This window comes from Halomonas sp. AOP27-A1-41 (genome assembly GCF_052378605.1).
GTDB classification, from domain to species: Bacteria; Pseudomonadota; Gammaproteobacteria; order Pseudomonadales; family Halomonadaceae; genus Vreelandella; species Vreelandella citrativorans.
Window position 1 is genome coordinate 1 of the sequence record NZ_JBQSXT010000019.1, and the last position, 17978, is coordinate 17978.

General features: G+C 52.1%; 17 protein-coding genes. 6 read left to right on the plus strand and 11 right to left on the minus strand.

Going from position 1 to position 17978, the window contains the following annotated elements; translation table 11 throughout:
• On the minus strand, positions 1-281 hold a 281-nt coding region (locus ACT3TC_RS12595), incomplete at its 3' end, for a GNAT family N-acetyltransferase (protein WP_444640266.1).
• A 108-nt stretch (positions 282-389) separates the two neighbouring features.
• Here ACT3TC_RS12595 and ACT3TC_RS12600 point away from each other — a divergent pair.
• Positions 390-1706 carry a hypothetical protein gene (locus ACT3TC_RS12600; protein WP_444640267.1) on the plus strand — a complete coding sequence of 439 codons (1317 nt, stop codon included), beginning with the start codon at positions 390-392 and terminating at the stop codon, positions 1704-1706.
• 118 nt (positions 1707-1824) lie between these two features.
• Here the strand turns inward: ACT3TC_RS12600 and ACT3TC_RS12605 are convergent, their stop codons facing one another.
• Positions 1825-2346 (minus strand): zinc ribbon-containing protein, encoded by a 522-nt coding sequence (locus ACT3TC_RS12605; protein WP_172118391.1) that lies wholly within the window; start codon positions 2344-2346, stop codon positions 1825-1827.
• A gap of 160 nt (positions 2347-2506) precedes the next feature.
• Between ACT3TC_RS12605 and leuS the strand changes: the two genes are divergently transcribed.
• The 5 genes from leuS (at position 2507) to ACT3TC_RS12630 (ending at position 8095) form a co-directional block, all read left to right on the plus strand.
• Positions 2507-5092, plus strand: coding sequence for a leucine--tRNA ligase (gene leuS / locus ACT3TC_RS12610; RefSeq protein ID WP_172118390.1), 2586 nt, complete (start codon positions 2507-2509; stop codon positions 5090-5092).
• Entirely contained in the window at positions 5089-5583 is a 495-nt protein-coding gene (locus tag ACT3TC_RS12615; RefSeq protein WP_441679450.1) for an LPS-assembly lipoprotein LptE, read from the plus strand. The genes leuS and ACT3TC_RS12615 overlap by 4 nt, the downstream gene beginning before the upstream one ends.
• The gene (gene holA, locus ACT3TC_RS12620; protein ID WP_444640268.1) at positions 5580-6647 is read left to right on the plus strand and encodes a DNA polymerase III subunit delta; all 1068 of its coding nucleotides are present in this window, start codon (positions 5580-5582) and stop codon (positions 6645-6647) included. The genes ACT3TC_RS12615 and holA overlap by 4 nt, the downstream gene beginning before the upstream one ends.
• Positions 6648-6750: 103 nt before the next feature.
• Positions 6751-7155, plus strand: coding sequence for a PA2779 family protein (locus tag ACT3TC_RS12625; RefSeq protein WP_444640269.1), 405 nt, complete (start codon positions 6751-6753; stop codon positions 7153-7155).
• 10 nt (positions 7156-7165) lie between these two features.
• The gene (locus tag ACT3TC_RS12630) at positions 7166-8095 is read left to right on the plus strand and encodes a PA2778 family cysteine peptidase (protein ID WP_444640270.1); all 930 of its coding nucleotides are present in this window, start codon (positions 7166-7168) and stop codon (positions 8093-8095) included.
• A 90-nt stretch (positions 8096-8185) separates the two neighbouring features.
• Here ACT3TC_RS12630 and sthA read toward each other — a convergent pair whose 3' ends face one another.
• From sthA to ACT3TC_RS12675, 9 genes are all read right to left on the minus strand, one after another.
• Positions 8186-9577: a Si-specific NAD(P)(+) transhydrogenase gene (gene sthA / locus ACT3TC_RS12635; RefSeq protein WP_172118387.1), complete on the minus strand. Its 1392-nt coding sequence runs from the start codon at positions 9575-9577 to the stop codon at positions 8186-8188.
• 96 nt (positions 9578-9673) lie between these two features.
• On the minus strand, positions 9674-9928 hold the full coding sequence (gene nqrM, locus ACT3TC_RS12640) for a (Na+)-NQR maturation NqrM (protein ID WP_087107496.1): 255 nt from the start codon (positions 9926-9928) through the stop codon (positions 9674-9676).
• Positions 9929-10186: 258 nt separating this feature from the next.
• Positions 10187-11419 carry an NADH:ubiquinone reductase (Na(+)-transporting) subunit F gene (gene nqrF / locus ACT3TC_RS12645; protein WP_193053118.1) on the minus strand — a complete coding sequence of 411 codons (1233 nt, stop codon included), beginning with the start codon at positions 11417-11419 and terminating at the stop codon, positions 10187-10189.
• A gap of 71 nt (positions 11420-11490) precedes the next feature.
• Complete coding sequence (gene nqrE / locus ACT3TC_RS12650) at positions 11491-12108, minus strand: NADH:ubiquinone reductase (Na(+)-transporting) subunit E (protein ID WP_087107500.1); 618 nt, start codon at positions 12106-12108, stop codon at positions 11491-11493.
• 1 nt (position 12109) lies between these two features.
• Complete coding sequence (locus tag ACT3TC_RS12655) at positions 12110-12778, minus strand: NADH:ubiquinone reductase (Na(+)-transporting) subunit D (protein ID WP_087107502.1); 669 nt, start codon at positions 12776-12778, stop codon at positions 12110-12112.
• Between the two features lie 2 nt (positions 12779-12780).
• On the minus strand, positions 12781-13602 hold the full coding sequence (locus ACT3TC_RS12660; protein WP_441679454.1) for a Na(+)-translocating NADH-quinone reductase subunit C: 822 nt from the start codon (positions 13600-13602) through the stop codon (positions 12781-12783).
• The gene (locus ACT3TC_RS12665) at positions 13602-14825 is read right to left on the minus strand and encodes an NADH:ubiquinone reductase (Na(+)-transporting) subunit B (protein ID WP_193053120.1); all 1224 of its coding nucleotides are present in this window, start codon (positions 14823-14825) and stop codon (positions 13602-13604) included. Before ACT3TC_RS12665 ends, ACT3TC_RS12660 begins: the two co-directional genes overlap by 1 nt.
• 2 nt (positions 14826-14827) lie before the next feature.
• Positions 14828-16177 (minus strand): Na(+)-translocating NADH-quinone reductase subunit A, encoded by a 1350-nt coding sequence (locus ACT3TC_RS12670; RefSeq protein WP_444640271.1) that lies wholly within the window; start codon positions 16175-16177, stop codon positions 14828-14830.
• Positions 16178-16488: 311 nt separating this feature from the next.
• Positions 16489-17949 carry a glyceraldehyde-3-phosphate dehydrogenase gene (locus ACT3TC_RS12675; RefSeq protein WP_444640272.1) on the minus strand — a complete coding sequence of 487 codons (1461 nt, stop codon included), beginning with the start codon at positions 17947-17949 and terminating at the stop codon, positions 16489-16491.
• Positions 17950-17978: the final 29 nt, after the last annotated feature.

The following is a 17978-nucleotide window of genomic DNA, read 5'->3' on the forward strand; positions in this document are numbered from 1 at the left end:
ACCAAAGGGAGTGAATTTTCGATTAATTGTTTCCCAACCCCTTTACCTTGACGATTTGGCAATACTGCCAATTGCTCTAACTCCAGAACCGCCTCCGGACGGAAGCCGCTCTTTTGCATCCAAACAATATATCCAATAACGCTACACTCCTCCTCTACGACAAAGCAAAGAAATCGAGGAGAGGCACTGAGACTGCATTTCAACCATTCATACGAATGCGTTTGGCGAGGGAATGCCAGTGAATGAACGTTTGCAGCTTCATCCAAATCAGCGATATTCATTGACCTTATTTTCATTAAAAACCTCATCGATTTATTGAAGCATATCGGCTGCGACTAGCCTTTCAGTGCCAACCCTATTAGCCTGCTAATTCACTTTAAGGGTTTAGCATGCAAGAAACGACTTTTCGGCAGCGCTTGGCGGGTGTGCTGATTCTGCTTGGGTTGATCGCACAGATTCTTGGGTTTACCGGTCTGATAAACACGGCGCACGCAGTGAGCTATGTGTTGTGGCTCGCCGTGATATTGCTGTGGAAGGACATTCCCAAACGCTCACGTTTTCAGGCCGGCGTGTTGATGGCTTTGGGCATATTAATGCTGCTGGTGGCGCGCTTTTATTACCATAACCACGTAGATTGGCCCGCCATGCTGCAGGGCAATGCCTTTGTAGTGGCCATGCTGGTAGGCGTCAGCTTTATTTCCCTGGTAGGTAAACAGCAAGGGCGAAAAAAAGCACCAGGCAAACGCTTAACGGGCAGTGGCGGCGTATTACGTACCTGGCTTGGCGTGCATTTTCTGGGCACGATTTTGAATATATCAACCGTTATTATGGTCGGTGACCGATTGGCACGAACGGCTCCATTAACGATTCCACAGTACCTGGCATTGAATCGAGGGCTTTCAAGTGCCGCGCTATGGTCACCGTTTTTTGCTTCCATGGGAATAGTGATCGCACTCGCACCGCAGATGCAGTACTCCTACGTGGCACTCTTTGGATTCCCATTAGCAATGATTTCCGGGTTGCTAACGACGCTTGAACTTGGCCGTCGATTTGATTTACGTGAGGTGTATGGCTTTTCTCTGGCACCGCGTAGCCTGATAATGCCCGTGATCATGGCCTTGTTGGTCATGGTGTTTCATTTCTGGCTAACGCCCAGGCTCTCAATCGTTGGCATTATTACCTTTTTGATCCCGGCCGTTGCCTTGATCTATAACCTGCGCGAAGGCATCGGCTATACGTTGTGGCGTGTTCGCCAACACACCACCACACGGCTCCCGGCCATGCGAGGAGAAGTTTCACTGTTTTTAGCGGCGGGGCTTTTTACGCTGGGGCTTTCAGCGCTTGTGGCTGCCGTAGCGGGCAACGATTGGACGCTATTCGAAACCTTTGGCGCGCAACAAGGCATGATCAGTTTTCTCAGCATTGTGCTGAGTGCGCTGGTGGGGCTCCACCCAATTATTGGGGTATCGGTGCTGGCCTCTATCGTAAGTTTGCACGGTGGAGAGCACACTCTGTTTGCGTTTGTCTGTTTATGTTCATGGGCCGTGGGCACCAGCGTCGGGCCTTTATCAGGGATTAACCTGAGCCTTCAGGGCCGCTACGGGATCAACGGTTACCACATGATGAAAAACAATCTTCTTTATGCAGCGGTGATGAGTCTACTTTCGCTAGCCTCAATCACGGCGATGAGCTATCTGGTGACGTAGCTCCTCGCCTATTGCATCACACGGAATTACCAACACAACAGGGGCAGCCCCCTTCGGCGAGCCCCTGCTCTGACCCGCCCTCGCTGCCCACACCGTTTGTCAGCGGTTAGAGAGATGCTCAGGTTTCGATAATTTTACTGGGAAACCGATAAAAGTAGCGGTGACCACATTGATGGCAAGGCTCAAGGCGCGCCACATGGGGCAGCATTACCTGGGCATCACAGTGGACACAGGCCATCAAACCTGGTGCTGCCATTTCACCTTCGCAGTAATCTGCCCGAGCCGCCTCAAGATCGTCATCAAAGCGTTCACGCTCTACAATGCTTCGATCTGCGATGGAAAGTAGTGACTCCGCAACGCGACGTGAAAGCCCGCTGATATCGACACCCAACCAGGTAGCGACCTGCATCCCGGTATCTGCCAGGTAGTGGCGCATATCTTTTAAGTCGCGCTCAACCCAAGCACGCAGCAGGGCCAGCTCATCTTTCGTGTACTCTTCAAGCTCCGCTTCAAAAGCGACTGCGTCGTCTAAATCCTTTTGCAGGTTGTCCCAGGTTAAGTCATTTGCGCCATGCTGCATGCGCTCCAGCAAGCGCTCATAGCCTTCGCGCAAGCGGTGGTCATTGTGTTGTTCACTCATGATGCCTCTCCTTTTGTCGACGCAGGTGTTTCCTATCATCAGCTTGCCGTTCAAGGATACCCCTTCATAGGATACAATCGACACTACTTATCTGACAGTCGTCATCTACCATTCACTTTGCGCCCTATTGGGCGAATACGCCAAGGCATTAAAAAAACCGATGGACGCACACTATAGCCCTCGTGAAATTGAACGTGACGCCCAGCAGTACTGGGACAAACATCAGTGCTTCAAAGCAGTAGAAGACGCGAACCGCGAGAAGTTTTACTGCCTATCCATGTTCCCCTACCCCAGCGGCAAGCTGCATATGGGCCATGTGCGTAACTATACTATCGGTGACGTCGTTTCACGTTTCCAGCGCATGCAGGGTAAAAATGTGATGCAGCCCATGGGCTGGGACGCGTTTGGCATGCCTGCGGAAAACGCAGCGATCCAAAACCAGGTGCCGCCTGCGGAATGGACGTACCAAAACATTGATTACATGCGCAACCAGTTGAAGGCGCTAGGCTTTGCCTACGACTGGAGCCGCGAATTCGCCACCTGCGATACCAGCTACTATCGCTGGGAGCAGTGGTTCTTTACCAAACTGGTCGAGAAAGGCCTGGTTTACAAGAAGATGTCCACAGTGAACTGGGACCCGGTTGACCAGACCGTACTTGCCAATGAGCAGGTCATTGACGGCCGCGGCTGGCGCTCAGGTGCGCTGGTTGAGCGTAAGGAAATTCCGCTGTGGTTCTTGAAGATCACCGACTACGCCGATGAGCTTTTGACCGACCTAGACAAAGTAGAATGGCCTGAGCAGGTCAAAACCATGCAGCGCAACTGGATTGGTAAATCGCGTGGTGTTGAGCTGACGTTTGATATCGAAGCAGCAGACGGTAGCGCGGCTGAACCACTAGCCGTTTACACCACTCGCCCGGATACGCTGTCAGGGGTTACCTACGTCGCGGTAGCCGCTGGCCACCCGCTTGCCAAACAGGCGGCAGAACAAAATACAGAGCTGGCAGCCTTCTGTGAAGAGTGCGCCAAAGGCGGCACCTCAGAAGCTGAAATGGCCACTAAAGAGAAACTTGGCATGGCCACCGGTCATGTCGCCATTCACCCGCTTAGCGGCGCTAAAGTTCCGGTGTTTGTGGCCAACTTTGTACTTATGGAGTTCGGCACCGGCGCTGTCATGGCAGTACCTGCCCACGACCAGCGCGACTGGGAGTTCGCCACCAAGTACGGTGTCGATATTAAACCTGTTATTGCCGATGAAAACGGCAATACGCCCGACCTTTCCGAAGCCGCGTATATTGAGCATGGTGCGCTGATCAATTCCGGTGAGTTCGATGGCTTGGAGTTTGAGCAGGCCTTTGACGCGATTGCCGCAAAACTTGCCGAAATGGGCCGTGGCGAGGTTAAAACCAACTATCGCCTGCGCGATTGGGGGGTTGCCCGCCAGCGGTATTGGGGGGCGCCGATTCCGGTTAAATACGGCCCGGAAGGCCAGACCGTTCCGCTGACCGATGAAGAGCTCCCGGTATCACTGCCCATGGAAGTGACGGTTGACGCCTCCGGCTCACCGCTCAAGAAAATGCCTGAGTTTTCCGACCTGGGCGATGGCTGGGTACGCGAAACCGATACGTTTGACACCTTTATGGAGTCCTCCTGGTACTTTGCGCGCTTCTGCTGCGCCGATAACCATGACGCCATGCTGGATGATCGCGCCAACTACTGGTTACCGGTCGATCTTTATATTGGCGGTATCGAGCACGCCATTTTGCACCTGCTATACGCACGTTTCTTCCATAAGCTGATGCGCGACTTTGGCCTGGTGGATTCTGACGAGCCCTTCCAGCAGTTGCTTACCCAAGGCATGGTCATCGCGGAAACCTACTATCGCCATACCGATAACGGCGGCAAACAGTGGTTCAACCCGGACGATGTCGACGTTCAGCGTGATGAGAAAGGCCGTCCGCTAAGCGCTATCCTGATAAGTGATGGTCAGCCGGTTGAGATGGGCGGCATCGAAAAAATGTCCAAATCGAAAAATAACGGCGTTGATCCGCAGTCGATGATCGACAAGTTCGGTGCTGATACTGTCCGCTTGTTTATGATGTTTGCAGCCCCGCCCGAGCAGTCGCTGGAATGGTCTGACTCAGGTGTTGAAGGTGCGCACCGCTTCATCAAGCGCATTTGGCGCCAAGTGAGCGAGCATCTTGAAGCCGGCACACCGGGTGAGCTGAAGGTTGATGCGCTTAATGATGACCAAAAAGCACTGCGTCGAAAAACGCATGAAACCATCAAGAAAGCCAGCGACGATATTGGCCGCCGCACCACCTTTAATACCGCTATCGCGGCAGTCATGGAGCTTTCCAACGCGCTTGGCAAGTTTGATGACACCTCTGAGCTTGGTTTAGCGGTAAGCCGTGAAACGCTGGAAGCATGTATCTTGCTGCTTTCTCCAATCACTCCGCACGTGTGCCATCAGTTGTGGCAAAACCTAGGGCATGCAGAACCCGCTATTGAAGTGCAGTGGCCAGTGCTTGATGAAGCAGCGCTTACTCGCGATAGCATTGAACTTGTCGTGCAAGTAAACGGTAAGTTGCGTGCACGCCTGGAAGCACCGGCTAGTGCAGATAAAGCAGCCATCGAGAAACTGGCGATGGAAAACGAAAACGTCCAGCGCCACCTGGAAGACAAAACGGTCCGTAAAGTGATCGTCGTGCCAGGCAAGCTGGTAAACATTGTGGTAAGCGGATGAACCGACGCACATTTTTGACAACCAGCATCGCCGCTTCTGCGGCGGTGCTACTTAGCGGTTGTGGCTTTCATCTGCGCGGCCATAGCGCTATGCCCAGCCTGCCCGCACTGACGCTGGAAGGGGACATTAATAGCACCACGGCCCAGCAGCTACGTGCACGCCTGACACAGTTAGGAACCGAGATAAGACCTGACGCGCCCTGGCGCGTCACGTTAGGCACCCCTTCCTTACTGGAGCGACGTATTGGTAGCGATAGTCGCGCCAGCCGTGAACACGAGCTGGTGCTAAGCACAACGCTCTCGGTGCAACAGCGTCAGACCAATGCCTATGCGCTTAACGGCAGTAACGTATCTGTCAGCAGAACCATCCGTGTTAACGATGATGATTTGCTCAATCGTGAAACCTTGTTCAATGAAGCAGAGCGATCGCTTGCCCGGGAGCTAGCACAACGTATTGTGGAGCGCCTGGTTAACATTAAGGGTGTTGAGTGAAGGTTTTTGCCGACCAATTGCCGGGTGCCTTAAGTAAAGCGCTGCCTAAGGTCGTCATCGTAGCGGGCGATGAGCCGCTCCAGCACCGCGATGCCTGTGATGCAGTACGTGCCGCCGCACGCCAAGCCGGTATTGAAGAGCGCGAAGTACTGGACGTAGATGCCAACTTTGCCTGGACCCGCTTACTGGAGGCCGCCAGCAACCTTTCATTATTTGCAACCAGCAAGTTGATGGAAGTTCGCCTGGGCACCCATAAACTGGGCCAGGAAGGCAGCAAAGCACTAGCGCAGTACGCTGAAACCATCGCAAACAGCGACGACCTACTGCTACTCAGCATGGGTAAGCTGGATGGCAAACAGCAGAAAAGTGCCTGGTTTAAAGCCCTTGATAAGCACGGCCTGTTTGTCCCCGTATGGCCCGTAGATAATGCTCGCCTGGGCTACTGGCTACGTGATCGAGCATCAATGCATGGCTTGCAGATTGACCTTGAGGCTGCGCGCCTACTGGGTGAACGCACTGAGGGTAACCTGCTGGCCGCTGATCAGGAGCTTCAAAAACTCTCGCTGATTCATCCGCAAGGTACCCGCTTAAACGTTGAGAGCATCGCCCAAGGCGTAGAGGATAGCTCGCGCTTTGATGTGTTCAACCTGGCAGATGCCTGCTTGAAAGGTGAGGTTAGCCGCGCCTCACGCATAGTGCAGGGGCTGCGTAGTGAAGGGGTCGAAGCACCCATTGTGCTATGGGCATTAAGCCGCGAGTTACGCACGCTACTCTCTTTGCATCAGCACCTGGATCAAGGCCAAAGTTTTGAGCACGCCTGCAAAACCCAAAAGCCAATGATTTTTGATAAGCGCCGCCCCGCTTATCAAAAGGCCATAAAGCGTCTTCCCATGAAGCGTTTGCACAAGCTGCTTTTGATGGCGCAACGGCTGGATTTAGCCGTTAAAGGGGCCGCTAATGTGCCCTTATGGCCTGGCCTTCATGACTTGGCGATGACCATGGCGGGCGGAAAAGGTATTCTTGCTGAAACAGCCTGGACCTATCGCATTAGTGCAAATAATTAGCATATTGGACAATAGACTTAAAGCCTGCCCTCTTTATTCCTATACTAGTGATTAGAGCAGCACAATGCTCGACACCCCTGACCAGTCTCTAAGGAAGAAGACGATGAAAACATTGCGCGCTTACCTCTCTGCACTCTTGATCGCGGCGCTAGTGATCACCAGCTTGCCCGTCGCTGCTGCGCCTGCCGCCCCCCAATCCATGGATTTAGTTTCAACTCAGTCTGTTTTAGCAGGTGATCGTGTCGGCGCTGACCGTGAGCGGATAAACGAAATTCTGGCCCGTGCCGATGTACAGGACCAGCTGCTAAAGCAGGGTGTGGATCTTGATGAGGTGGACGCCCGCGTTGCCGCTCTGAGCGATGCCGAAGCACAGCAAATGACTCAGCAGCTTGATCAGTTGCCTGCCGGTGCAGGCGGCGGTGTTATCGGTGCCCTGTTTGCCGTTTTCATCATTTTGCTGATTACTGATATTCTCGGTTTAACCGACGTTTATCCGTTTACCCGCTAAGCTAGTCACTATGAAAACATTGTTACCCTACGCCCGCTTTGCGGGCGTTTTTATGCTCGCCCTACTGCTTTCTGCCTGTGCCCGCAGCCCCATTTTACTCGACAGCACCTACGAAGCCTTGACCCCTCAGGTAGAAAATCGTGCCGTGCCGTTTTTTGCCCAAAGCGAGTACCAGTGTGGCCCGGCAACGCTTGCCATGGTGTTGAACTACCAAGGCGTTGAGGTGGGCGTTGACCAGCTGATTCCGCAAGTATTCTTGCCAGGGCGTGACGGTAGCGTTCAACCTGAAATGCTGTCCACCGTTCGCCGCCACCAACAGCTTGCCTACCCCATTCGCGGTACCATGGATGCACTGTTAAATCATTTGGCTAACGGCGACCCAGTCGTGGTGATGCAGAACCTGTCACTGCCTATTTATCCCATGTGGCACTACGCGGTGGCTATCGGATTTGATTTGCCTGATGAAACGCTCATCCTGCGCAGTGGTGAACGTGAGCGACATACGTTGTCGTTTAGCCGCTTTGATGCGACCTGGGCGCGCAGTGGTCGCTGGGGATTTATTGTGGCCAACCCCGGCACTCTGCCGGAAGGCATTAGTGCCCGTAATGCACTGGAGGCTATTAGCGCTTACGAAGAAGCTCACGGCCCCAAAGAAGCTCTAAGCAGTTGGCAAGCCCTGGTTAACCGCTACCCAACGGACCCACTGGCGCAGTTTGCGCTGGGCAACGCGCTGTACGCCGACAGCCGGCCCAAGGAAGCGATGGCAGCCTTTGATGCAGCGACCCAGCACGATGCACACATGGGGGCCGCTTGGCTCAACCTGGGTATTTTGCTGCTGCAACAGGATAAGCCCGACGAAGCACGCAACGCCTTGATGCAGGCAGCATCAATAGACGGCAGTTGGCAGGCACGCGCGCAGCAGTTACTGGATGAATATTAAGTATACAAAAGGGGCCACGCAATTTCTGGTGGCCCCTTTTACACAGCGATGTATGACACTACACCTGCGCTTTACGCTACCCAAAGCGCGTTAAAATACTCTGTTCAAGCCATTTTGTGCTGCCACTCGGTACGCTTCTGCCATCGTTGGATAGTTAAAGGTTGTGTTCACAAAGTACTTAAGCGTATTGGCTTCACCCGGCTGCTGCATAATGGCCTGGCCGATATGTAGAATCTCAGAGGCCTGGTCACCAAAACAGTGGATCCCCAGGATTTCCAACGTATCCTGATGGAAGAGAATCTTCAGCATACCCACGACATCGCCGGTTATTTGCGCACGCGCGGTATCTTTAAAGAACGCTTTTCCGACTTCATAGGGCACTTTGGCTTCAGTCAACTCGCGCTCATTAGGTCCAAACGAACTAATTTCAGGAATAGTGTAAATGCCGGTGGGTACATCGTTGACGAAGCGATACTCTTTATCGAGCAGCTCGTTGCAAAGGTTTAGCCCCTGGTCATACGCGGCACTGGCAAGGCTTGGCCAACCGATCACGTCACCGGCGGCATAAATATGCGGAATTGTCGTACGGTAGTGTTCATCAACGCTGAGCTGGCCGCGCCCATTGGCTTCTAATCCAATATTCTCAAGCCCCAGGCTATCGGTATTGCCCGTGCGACCATTGGCCCATAAGAACGCATCAGCGCGGATCTTCTTGCCCGACTTAAGATGCACGACAACGCCAGACTCATCACCTTCTACACTCGCGTATTCCTCGTTATGACGGATCAATACGCCATGTTTACGCAGGTGGTAAGAGAGCGCATCACTGATTTCATCATCAAGAAATGAAAGCAAGCTGTCACGGTTGTTGATGAGATCTACCTTGAGGCCTAATCCTGAGAAAATTGACGCATATTCACAGCCGATAACGCCAGCGCCAAAAATCACTAACGTACGCGGTGTATGAGAAAGGCTTAGAATGGTGTCAGAGCAGTAGATACGTGGGTGGCGGAAGTTGATGTCCGCGGGCCGATAGGGCCGTGAGCCGGTAGCAATCACAATTTTTTTGGCGACCAGCTCTTCCATTCCTTCATGCTGGTCGCGCACAACCACGGTATGCGCATCTTTAAAGCGCGCAATACCATGAAACAAGTCGATTCGGTTACGAGCATAAAAGGTAGTACGCATTTCTACCTGTTTATCAATCGTGCCGCGCGAACGCTCCATCACTTTAGGGAAAGAAAACCAGCGCGGCTCACCAATATCGCGAAACATTCGGTTGGTGTTAAACGCCATGATTTGCTTAACCTGGTGGCGCAACGCTTTTGAGGGAATAGTGCCCCAATGGGTACAATTACCACCTACCTGTGCCTGCTTTTCGATAATCGCTACACGCTTACCGTGCTTGGCGGCGTTAATAGCCGCGCTTTCACCTGCAGGGCCTGTACCAATAACCACGACATCGTAATTGTGAACCGCCATACTCTCTGCGTCTCCTCGTTCCCCAATAATAAGGCGCAGCTGATCTCTCGGCTGCGCCCTGCACTCTTTCTCTTTCCGATACGGTTACGGATTGTGCTAGCGCCGTGTAGCGTCGTAGCCCAAGTCCGCTCCGCGGCTTTCATCACTGCGGCGACGCACATTTCCTCGCTTGCGGTTCTCCTCTTCACATACGTCATCTTTACCGCCACAAATATCGCAGCCGTCTTTCATACCAATCTGGTTTAAACCACCACATGAACCTGCGATAGGCTTACGACCCATTAAAACGCCAACCGCCATTGCGCACATTATCAACGCCATAAAGCCAAATACCAGTAGCCAAATCGCCATGTTAACCTCCCTGCATTGCTATGGATGCACCACCTACCGACAACAGCTTAGGCAATTAGTGCCTTCCAGATACTCGCTATACCTTAATTGTACCTTAGCTGACACATACTTATTAGCTGCCACGTACTGATAACTGCCAAGCACTTATTCACCACTCAGCACCTATTAGCGAAGGCTTGAGTCTATTCAAAACAAATGGGGCCAACCTTACGGCCAGCCCCAAATGTGCCCGAAGGCTACTTTCGATTACCTGAGCGCTTACCCGCCGAAGTCATCCAGCATGATATTTTCAGGCTCAACCCCCAGATCAAGCAGCAGCTTAATCACGGAAGCATTCATCATGGGCGGCCCACACATGTAGTATTCACAATCCTCAGGCGCCGGATGGTCCTTCAGATAGTTTTCATACAGTACATTATGGATAAAGCCCGTCGGCCCTTCCCAATTATCTTCAGGCTGCGGATCAGAAAGCGCCAGATGCCATTCAAAATTCGGGAACTCTTCTGCCAACTGATCGTACTCTTCGTTGTAGAAGGTTTCACGCCAAGAGCGTGCACCGTACCAGAAAGACATTTTACGCTTAGACTTAAGACGCTTAAGCTGATCGAAGATATGGCTACGCATCGGCGCCATACCCGCACCGCCACCGATAAAGATCATTTCGGCGTCGGTATCCTTGGCGAAGAACTCACCAAACGGACCCATTACGGTCACCTTGTCACCAGGTTTCAAGTTGAAGACGTAGGTAGACATTAGGCCCGGCGGATGACTGCTGCCTGGGGGCGGTGTAGCAATACGAATGTTGAACTTGAGGATACCCTTCTCTTCCGGGTAGTTCGCCATAGAGTAGGCGCGAATCACTTCCTCATTGCTCTTATGGGCAACCTTGAAAATTCCAAACTTGTCCCAATCGCCGCGATACTCTTCCTCGATATCAAAATCGGAGAATTTAATATCGTAAGGCGGTGCAACCAGCTGAACATAACCACCCGCGCGGAAGGCAACTTCTTCGCCTTCAGGCAGTTTTAGGTTCAGTTCCTTGATGAAGGTCGCGACGTTAGGGTTAGCGATAACTTCGGTTTCCCACTTTTTAACGCCGAACACTTCCTCAGGTACTTCGATCTTCATGTCTTGCTTAACGGGCACCTGGCAAGAGAGCCGCCAGCCCTCTTTCTTTTCACGCATGGTGAAATGCGACTCTTCAGTCGGCAGAATGGAACCACCACCCTCTTCCACACGGCATTTACATTGGGCGCAAGAACCACCGCCACCACATGCCGAGGAGAGGAAAATACCATTTGCCGCCAAGGTGTTTAAAAGCTTACCACCGGCCTGAGTCGTCAAGGTGTGCTCAGGGTCGTGATTAACTTCAATCGTCACGTCCCCGCTACTCACAAGCTTGCTGCGCGCTGCCAGAATGATCGCCGTTAAGCTAATAACGATGATCGTGAACATGACAACACCGAGCAAGATGACAGATGTATCAACCATGTCGGTTTCCTATTGCTGAGGTTTCCTGTAACCCGGCAGCGCAGAACGCCGCCGGGAAAAACCGGCTCCGTTTAGAGCTGAATGCCCGAGAAGGACATAAAGCCCAACGACATCAGACCTACGGTGATGAAAGTAATACCCAGCCCTTGCAAGCCACCAGGCACATCGCTGTATTTCAGCCTTTCACGGATACCTGCCAAGGCCGTAATAGCCAACGCCCAACCAACACCGGATCCAAAACCATAAACGAGGGATTCACCGAAGTTGTAGTTACGCTCAACCATGAACAGCACGCCACCCAGGATGGCACAGTTGACGGTAATAAGCGGCAGGAATACGCCAAGCGCGTTATACAGTGCAGGCACGTACTTATCCAAGAACATTTCAAGGATTTGCACTAGTGCTGCAATGACGCCGATATAGCTCAATAACCCAAGGAATGAGAGGTCAATGTTCTCAGCACCGCTAATACCGGTCCAGGAAAGTGCACCTTGCGCAAGCAGAAGGTTGAATACCAGGTTATTAACAGGCACTGAAATAGTCAGGACGACAATAACCGCAATGCCCAGGCCAAACGCGGAGGAAACCTTCTTGGAGACCGCGAGAAAAGTACACATCCCCAGAAAGAATGCCAAGGCCAGGTTTTCAACAAAAACCGAAGCGACGAAAAGGCTTAAATAGTGTTCCATTTTACACAGCCTCCTGTGGCTTGGAGTTTTCCTTCATCTTGAATTCAGTCTCTTCTACCTGCCCTGGATCGATTGAGCGCATAACCCAAATCATCAGGCCGATAATAAAGAAAGCGGACGGAGGCAACAGCAGCAGGCCGTTAGGCACATACCAGCCACCATCTTGAACGGTAGGCAGGATAGTAAAACCGAACACACTACCCGCACCCAACAGCTCACGGAAGAAGCCAACCACCAGCAACACGAACCCATAGCCCAAGCCATTCCCGATGCCGTCCAGGAAAGACATGCCGGGAGTGTTGGACATGGCAAAGCCTTCCGCACGACCCATTACAATGCAGTTGGTGATGATCAGACCCACAAATACCGACAGCTGCTTGGACATTTCATAAGCATAGGCTTTGAGGATCTGGTCAACCACGATTACCAATGAAGCAATAATCGTCATCTGCACAATAATACGGATCGAAGAAGGAATATGATTCCGAATCAATGATACGAAAAAGCTTGAGAGCGATGTTACGAAAATAACAGCTAACGCCATTACCAACGACACGCTCATGCTGGTCGTTACTGCCAGCGCAGAACAGATCCCCAATATCTGAAGTGCAATGGGGTTGTTCTGAAAAATAGGCGCTATTAAAACGCTTTTTGCATTTACGTCCGCCATGATTAAGCCCCCTCACCGTCTTCGAAGTCGGTATCGGTGTTGTCGGCATCTTCCGGATCAGCACCACTGCGGAATGTCGCAAGGTACGGACCAAACCCTTCTTCGCTTAACCAAAATTGCAGCATATTGGTCACACCATTACTGGTGAGGGTAGCACCGGATAACGCGTCAACTTCATTTTCGTTACTCGCGCCGCCTTTGGTTAAGTGGATGGCTGGCGAAAGAGAACCTTCTTCAGCGTAAATTTCTTTGCCTTCCCACTGCGCTTGCCAACGCGGGTTGTTCACTTCAGCACCCAGACCCGGCGTTTCACTGTGGTCATAGTAGGTAATACTGATGATAGTATTACCGTCACCTTCGATCGACAAAAAGCCCATCATCCGGCCCCACAGGCCTTGCCCACGAATCGGCAATACGATTTGGTCTGGGTCGTCTGCATTACCGACCAAATAAACAGTCGCGTAATTTTCAACCCGAGAAAGCCCGGCGATATCGCGGTCTCCGGACAGCGTGCGGCCGGTTGCCGGATCACGTGATGCTTCAAACCCATCAAACGTTTCGGGGTCAAACTCATCGGTATACTCACCGGTTTCAAGCTCAACCACACGCGCCGTAATTTGGGTCCGGAATGCTTCCTCTACATCCATTCCCGGCTCGTATAAACGCGCCACGTTAAGGATGTTGGTTTTACGATCTAATTCCTGATTGAGCTGCTGCGCAGGACGTAGTGCCACGGCGGCCGTCGAAACGATTACCGAACACACGATACACAATGAAAACGCGACAATCAGGATCTTCTTGATTGAGTTATTACCTTGTGCCATTAGGCAGTCTCCTCGGCCGGAACGCCAGTACGCTTGATACGGCGTTTTATATTGGCCTGGACGAAGAAGTGGTCAATCAATGGTGCAAACAGGTTAGCAAAGAGAATTGCCAACATGATGCCTTCGGGGAAGGCAGGGTTAACCACGCGAATCAGTACCGTCAGTACACCAATGAGCGCACCAAATATCAAACGGCCTTGGGTCGTCATGGAAGCAGAGACGGGGTCAGTAGCCATAAAGACCATACCGAATGCAAACCCACCTATCACGAAGTGCCAATACCACGGCATGGCAAACATGGGGTTGGTATCGGAGCCAATCAGATTAAACAACGTACTGGTGGCTACCATTCCCAGGAACACGCCAAGCATTATTCGCCACGAGGCAATACGCGTGTAGAGCAGCACCAATGCGCCGACAAGGATCGCAAGCGTCGACACCTCACCTACTGAGCCTGGAATAAAGCCAATGAAGGCATCCCACCAGCTAAACGCATTAGTGACTGCACCCATGCCGTCCTGGAACGCCATCGAAAGTACCGTTGCACCCGTATAACCATCAGCGGGCACCCAAATGGCATCGCCGGAAATTTGCGCAGGATAGGCGAAGTATAGGAAGGCACGACCAGTAAGCGCCGGGTTCAGGAAGTTTTTGCCCGTACCGCCAAAAATTTCCTTACCGATCACGACACCAAAGGTGATACCCAGCGCTACCTGCCAAAGCGGAATAGTGGCCGGAAGAATCAGCGCAAAGAGCACCGAAGTAACGAAGAAACCTTCATTAACTTCATGGCCACGCTTGATGGCAAACAGTACTTCCCAGAAACCACCAATGGCAAAAGTGACCAGGTAGATAGGCAGGAAGTACGTGGCACCAAGAACAAAGTTGGACCACAAGCTACCCGCATCATGCCCGCCAGCCAAGGTCATCAGGATCGCTTCACGCCAGCCACCCATGGAGGCATAGCCTGCATCAATAGCCACGTTGGCTTGCCAACCCGCGTTCCACATACCAAAGAACATTGCCGGGAAAGTACACAGCCAAACGGTGATCATAATGCGCTTCAGGTCGATACCATCGCGCACGAACGACGTTGTTTTGGCAACGCTTGGGGGTGAGTAGAAAATCGTATCTACGGCTTCATAAAGCGGGTAGAACTTTTCGTACTTACCGCCTTTATGGAAATGCGGCTCGAGATTATCGAGTGTTTGTCGAATACCCATTATCAGGCCTCTTTCTCGATCATGGCGAGGTTGTCACGCAGGATAGGGCCATACTCATATTTGCCGGGGCAAACGTATGTGCACAGCGCCAGATCCTCTTCGTCTAGCTCCAGACACCCAAGTTGCATGGCAACTTCAATGTCGCCCACGATCAGCGAGCGCAGCAGCTGAGTCGGCATGATATCCAGCGGCATTACCGTCTCGTAAGTACCAATCGGCACCATGGCACGTTCAGAGCCATTGGTCGACGTGGTAGGCGCGTAGTTACGCAGGCCTTTAATACGCGAGAGGTAAATACCCAGAATCGAGTGACGATCGGCCCCAAGAGAAAGCCAGCCTAACAAGGCACGCTTGTTGCCCTCTTCAAGCAAGCTAATCTGATTGCTGAAACGCCCCAGGTAGGTCAGGTGACCTTCCGCCGAGAAGCCCGAAAAAACCGAACCGGAAATTACGCGGGTGTCATCGGGTTTGATGACTTCATCTGCCAAAAACTCTTGGGTACTTGCTCCCAAGCGGGTCCGCAGAAGACGAGGTTTTTCAGCGCGTGGGCCGCCAACAGCGACAACACGAGTTGTATGCAGTTTGCCTTCGACAAAGAGCTTACCAAACGCGATCACATCCTGATAACCGATATGCCAGACTTGTTTGTGCAGCGCGACTGGCGAAAGATAATGGATATGCGTACCCACCAGACCCGCAGGATGCGGACCGGCAAAACTTTCGGTTTTCACACCGTCAATATCCCCGCCAGGGATATTGGCATCAGCCCCCGTGCACAGAAAAACGTTGCCCTCGGTCAGGCGTGTTAGCACCTTGAGGCCGTCTTCAAATGCCTGGGTTTCTTCATTGATGACAATTGCTGGATCAGCGCTTAACGGGTGGGTATCCACGGCCGTTACAAAGATATCAGCAGGAATGCTATCAATAGCTGGCGTGCGAGAGAAAGGACGTGTGCGTAACGCTGTCCAAAGCCCCGACTCAACGAGCTGGTCAACGACCAACTGTCGGTCAAGCTGCGCTAAAGAAGCGCGATCATGAGAAGCAAATGCCATCGCTTCTTCATTCTCGTCAACTTTAATAACGACAGATAGCAGGCGACGCTTTTCGCCACGGTTAATGGATACTACTTCACCGCTTGCAGGTGCCGTAAAACGGACACCCTCAATTTTTTTATCGGTAAAGAGCAGCTGGCCCAGTTTGACCTTATCCCCTTCCTGAACTTCCATGGTTGGCTTCATGCCAACGTAGTCAGTGCCCAGGATTGCCACGTAACGCACAGGCTGCGCATCTTCAATACGCTGCTCGGGCGCTCCCGTGATGGGGAGATCCAGGCCTTTTTTGACTTCGATCATAGTCTCGCCCAGTTGATGGATCGGATATACGAAGGTAAGGGGTTCGAATGCTTATTTTCTGTTCAGTGAATTGTTGTTTTCTGTCAGATCGTTACCAGTCAGGCCCAAGCACGCTTGAACCACCCCGAAAAATCTACAACATTATAAAGATAAGCGCGGACAATGACCACATCCCTGATGCCCACATAAAGTGTTACATGCCACCCATGACACTTGATTTTACAATTAAAAACGCCACCCGAAGGTGGCGTTAAGCAATCCAGACGCGATGGAAAAAGCTATTCCGCAGCTAATTCACCGGCATAGAGGCACTATGCGTGGCGTGGCAGTTTTAAAAACTGTACGTTCGACATTTGCTGCAGGATACGAATAACCTGGCAGCTGTAACCAAACTCATTGTCGTACCACACGTACACAACCACGTGATTACCGTTAGCAATCGTTGCTTTTGCGTCCACGATGCCTGCATGGCGGTTGCCAACGAAGTCCGATGAAACTACTTCAGCAGAGTCCACGTAATCAATCTGCTTCTGATAAGACGAATCAATGGACATACGGCGCAAATAGTCATTCAGCGCGGCAGCATCGGTTGGCTTATCTAACGTCAGATTCAAAATGGCCATCGAAACGTTCGGCGTCGGCACGCGAATCGCATTGCCCGTTAGCTTGCCTTCCAATTCAGGTAGCGCTTTTGCTGCGGCTTTGGCCGCACCCGTTTCGGTTAACACCATGTTAAGCGCCGCACTGCGGCCACGACGATCACCCTTATGATAGTTATCAATCAGGTTCTGGTCGTTGGTGTAAGCATGAACAGTTTCCACATGACCGGTGGTGACCCCGTACTGATCATTGAGCACCTTTAGAACGGGCACAATGGCATTGGTGGTACAGGAAGCCGCCGATACAATACGGTCATTCTCACCAATGGTCGCGTGGTTAACACCGTAAACGATATTTTTAATATCGCCCTTACCTGGCGCCGTTAGTAGCGCCTTGGCCACGCCTTTACACTCCAAGTGCTGACCCAAGCCAGCCTCATCGCGCCAAATACCGGTATTATCAACAATGACCGCGTTTTTGATGCCATAAGTGGTGTAATCGATTTCGCTGGGCGAGTCAGCGTAAATAACCTGAACCACATTGCCATTTACAGTAAGCGTACGCGCTTCAGCATCAACAGAAATAGTGCCTTCAAACGGGCCATGCACCGAGTCACGACGCAGTAAGCTGGCACGCTTCTCAAGGTCTTTACCCACATCGCCACGCCCACGCACCACAATCGCGCGCAAACGCAACAGGTTTCCGCCACCGGCTTTTTCAACCAGCACGCGCGCCAGCAGACGACCAATGCGCCCAAAACCGTAAAGCACAACATCCTGCGGCTCGCCTTTACTGGCTCCCGACTGATAACCGCCAATAATATCCTGCAGTTCGTTATGCAAGAATGCGTTTACATCACCACCGCCCTGCTTTTTAAGCATGACCGCCAGCTTACCCACATCAACATGAGCAGGCCCCAGATTAAGCGCGCTCATCGCTTCAACGATGGGGAAGGTGTCCTCAACCGACAATTCTGTCCCTTCAATTTTGCGCACAAACCGGTGATCTTTCAGGATACGAATAACGGACTGATTGATCAGTGAGCGCCCAAACATAGTAGCCACAACATTGTTATGCCGATAAAGGCGCCCAACAAGCGGGATCATCTGTTCGGCCAGAGCCTGGTTGTTCTGCCATTCCTCAAAAACGTTTTCGAGAGCTTGCTGACTCACATGCGGCCTCATTGGGTAATGATAAGGTA